General features: G+C 72.8%; 4 protein-coding genes. 3 read left to right on the forward strand and 1 reads right to left on the reverse strand.

What is annotated here, in order from left to right; all coding sequences use genetic code 11:
- On the reverse strand, nucleotides 1-840 hold an 840-nt coding region (locus JNW91_RS30420; RefSeq protein ID WP_203178925.1), incomplete at its 3' end, for an aminotransferase class V-fold PLP-dependent enzyme.
- 96 nt (nucleotides 841-936) lie between these two features.
- Between JNW91_RS30420 and JNW91_RS30425 the strand changes: the two genes are divergently transcribed.
- From JNW91_RS30425 to JNW91_RS30435, 3 genes are all read left to right on the forward strand, one after another.
- Entirely contained in the window at nucleotides 937-1,302 is a 366-nt protein-coding gene (locus JNW91_RS30425; protein ID WP_407664414.1) for a hypothetical protein, read from the forward strand.
- 59 nt (nucleotides 1,303-1,361) lie between these two features.
- Nucleotides 1,362-2,183 (forward strand): DUF1206 domain-containing protein, encoded by an 822-nt coding sequence (locus JNW91_RS30430; protein WP_203178926.1) that lies wholly within the window; start codon nucleotides 1,362-1,364, stop codon nucleotides 2,181-2,183.
- Between the two features lie 82 nt (nucleotides 2,184-2,265).
- Nucleotides 2,266-3,462, forward strand: coding sequence for a mechanosensitive ion channel family protein (locus tag JNW91_RS30435; protein WP_203178927.1), 1,197 nt, complete (start codon nucleotides 2,266-2,268; stop codon nucleotides 3,460-3,462).
- The last annotated feature ends 12 nt before the right edge of the window (nucleotides 3,463-3,474 follow it).

Here is a 3,474-nt window from a genome sequence, read left to right on the forward strand (position 1 = left end):
GTCCGGGTCCAGCCCGGCCAGGTGGTCCACCGCCGCGGTCACGCCGGCCAGCAGCGGGAAGCTCGGGGTGCCGTACTCGAACCGGTCCGGCACCGCGTCGGAGGACGGCACCAGCTTCGCCGGGCGCAGCGCCGCCCAGCGGGCCGGGTCGGCCACCATCGCCGCCAGGTGCGGCCCGGACCACTTGTACGCGCTGGTGACCAGGACGTCGGCGCCGAGCGAGCCCAGGTCGGTCGGCCCGTGCGGCACCGAGTGCACCCCGTCGACGCAGACCAGCGCGCCGACCGCGTGCGCGGCCTTGGCGATCGCCGGCACGTCCGGCACGGTGCCGATGGCGTTGCTGCCGGCGGTCACCGCGACCAGCCGGGTCCGCTCGCCGACCAGGTCGGCGTACTGGGCCGCGGGCAGCTCGCCGGTGTCCCGGTCGACCTCGGCCCAGCGTACGGTCGCGCCGGCCGCCTCGGCCGCCTGCACCCACGGCCGCACGTTGGCGTCGTGGTCGAGCCGCGACACGACCACCTCGTCGCCCGGCCGCCAACCCGCGCCGAGGGTACGGGCCAGGGTGTACGTCAGCGCGGTGGCGCTCGGGCCCAGCACCACCCCGGCCGGGTCGGCGTCGAGCAGGTCGGCCACCGCCGAGCGGGCCTCGGCCACCAGCTCCAACGACCGGCGACCGGGCACGTTGGCGGCGCTGCGGTTGCCGACCGCCGTACGCATGGCGTCGGTGACCGCGTCGATCACACCGGCTGCGGTCTGGGTGCCCCCGGCCCCGTCGAAGTGGACGAAGCCCTCGGTCAGGGCGGGGTACGCGGCCCGGGTGCGGGCGATGTCGAAGGGCATGTCCCGGACCCTAGCCGGTGCTCCTCGTGACTCCGTCGGCCGCCGGCTGATCATCGTTCGGCGAGGGCGTCGCCCACGTCTCGTACTCTTGGCGAGGTGACGAACCGACCCGCCACCATCCCGATGCCCCCCGTCCGCCGCGCCGCCGGTCTGTTCGCCGGTCTGGCGCTCGGCCTCGCCGTACTGGCCGGCTGCAGCTCCCAGGGCGCCTCCACCGACTGCGGGCTGGACGCCTGCACCGTCACCTTCGAGCGGGGTGTGGACGCGAGCGCCACCATCCTCGGCGTCGAGGCCAAGCTGGTCGGCGCCGAGGGCGACCAGGTGACCGTCGAGGTCGCCGGCGAGCAGTTGACCCTCACCACCGGACAGCAGGCCACCGAGGCCGGTGGCTTCGCGGTCACCCTGGACAGCGTCACCGACCAGCAGGTCAAGATCCGCGTATCCCGGAACCCGGGTAACTGACCTGCCCGGGGGGCGGTGGCCGACGTTTGGGGATCTCCAGAATCGGAGATTGTGGCGCCATGTCACTCACCCGTAGCGCCGAAGCCACCGCCTCCCGCACGGCGGACAGCCGGTGGCTGGAACTTCTCGCCCGGGCCGGCTTCATCGGCTACGGCATCGTGCATCTGCTCTTCGCCTGGCTGGCGTTGCAGATCGCGTTCGGCACGTCGACCGACGACGGCGACCAGTCCGGCGCGCTGCGTACCCTCTCCGAACAGCCCCTGGGCAGGTTCCTGGTCATCGCCACCGCGGTCGGCCTGCTCGCGATGGCGATCTGGCAGGCGTTGGAGGCGGCGGTCGGGCACCGCGCCGAGCGGGGCAGGGAGCGGGTCACCGAGCGGCTCGCCTCGGCCGGCCGGGCCATCGTCTACCTCTACTTCGCCTGGACCGCGTTCAAGGTCTTCAAGGACGTCGGGTCGAACAGCGCCGACCAGCAGGAGGCCCTGACCGGCAAGTTGATGACCTCCAGCGGCGGCCGCTGGCTGGTCGGCCTGGCCGGGCTGGTGCTCGCCGCGATCGGCGTCGGCCTGGTGATCTACGGCGTCGTCAAGCGGTTCGAGAAGCACCTGAAGACCGGCGAGATGAGCCCGAAGACCCGCAAGTTGGCCCGCCGCCTCGGCATCGCCGGGTACGTCGCCAAGGGCGTCGCGTACGGCATCGCCGGCCTGCTGATCATCGTGGCGGCGGTGAAGTACGACCCGGCGAAGGCCCGTGGTCTGGACGCCGCGCTGCACACGCTGCGCGAGCAGTCGTACGGCACGTTCCTGCTGACCCTGGTCGCCCTGGGCATCGCCGCCTTCGGCGTCTACTGCTTCCTCCAGTCCCGGTACCGCAAGGTCTGAGCTGGTCGACTCCGGGGACGTCGGGCACTATTGGGCTTTTGCCCGAAGCGCCGACGCCTGGTCGAAGGGAAGCACCGAACCCGTGCAGAGTTATCTCACCACGGCCGTCGCCGCGCTCGCTGCGGCGGCGGTCGCGCTCTTCCTGGTCGAGGTCGTCCACCGGCTCACCCGGCGGTTCGGCCGCCGTTCGCAGCTGTTGACCGAGTTGACCGACCACGCGCACCGCCCGTTCCAGGTGGCCGCGACGGTCCTGGCCGTCCAGTTCGCCGTCCGTTTCAGCACCGGGTACGCGGTCGGCGAGGGCTGGCGCCGGCTGCTGCTGCACCTGCTCATCCTCGGCGTGATCGCCACCACGGCCTGGCTGGTGGCCTCGCTGCTGATCGTCGTGGAGGACACCGCGCTGGCCCGGTTCCGCGTCGACGTGCCGGACAACCGGCACGCCCGGCGCGTACGCACCCAGGTGGTGATGCTGCGCCGGCTCACCATCGCGGTGATCGTCATCCTGACCGTCGGCGTGATGCTGATGACGTTCCCGAGCGTGCGGGGCATCGGCGCCGGCGTGCTGACCTCCGCCGGTGTGGTCGGTGTGGTGGCCGCCCTCGCCGCGCAGAGCCTGCTCGGCAACGTCTTCGCCGGCCTCCAACTCGCCTTCAGCGACGCGGTCCGCCTCGACGACGTGGTGGTCGTCGAGGGGGAGTGGGGCCGCATCGAGGAGCTGACCCTCAGCTACGTGGTCGTGCAGATCTGGGACGACCGGCGGTTGATCCTGCCCACCTCGTACTTCACCAGCAAGCCGTTCCAGAACTGGACGCGGACGGAGGCGGCGGTGCTCGGCACCGCCGAGTTCGACGTCGACTGGGCGGTGCCGGTGCAGACCATGCGGGAGGAGCTGCGCCGCCTGGTGGAGGGCACCGAGCTGTGGGACGGCCGGGTCTGCGTCCTCCAGGTCACCGACGCCACCGGCGGAACTGTCCGGGTGCGCGCGCTGGTCAGCGCCGCCGACGCGGGCAGCCTGTGGGACCTGCGCTGCCTCGTCCGCGAACACCTGGTCGCCTGGATCCGGGACAACCGTCCCACCGCGATGCCCCGGATCCGTACCGAGCTCGGCGACGCCAGCAGCAACCTGCCCTGGCAGTGGGTGCAGCCCCGCCGGCCGGTCCGCCGCCCGGCCGACACCGAGGCCCCCGACGACGCGCGCGTCTTCGGCGGCAGCGACGACGGCGACGCCCGCAGCGAAGCCTTCGTGGGCCCCGAGGAGACCTCCTCCCCCCGCCCCTAGCCCAGCCCCCAC

This window comes from Micromonospora parastrephiae (assembly GCF_016802865.1).
In the GTDB taxonomy this organism is placed as follows: Bacteria; Actinomycetota; Actinomycetes; order Mycobacteriales; family Micromonosporaceae; genus Micromonospora; species Micromonospora parastrephiae.

Bases quoted from the DNA above. Each gene is read 5' to 3' on its own strand.
- JNW91_RS30430 (WP_203178926.1), top strand. From the start codon at position 1,362: ATGTCACTCACCCGTAGCGCCGAAGCCACCGCCTCCCGCACGGCGGAC.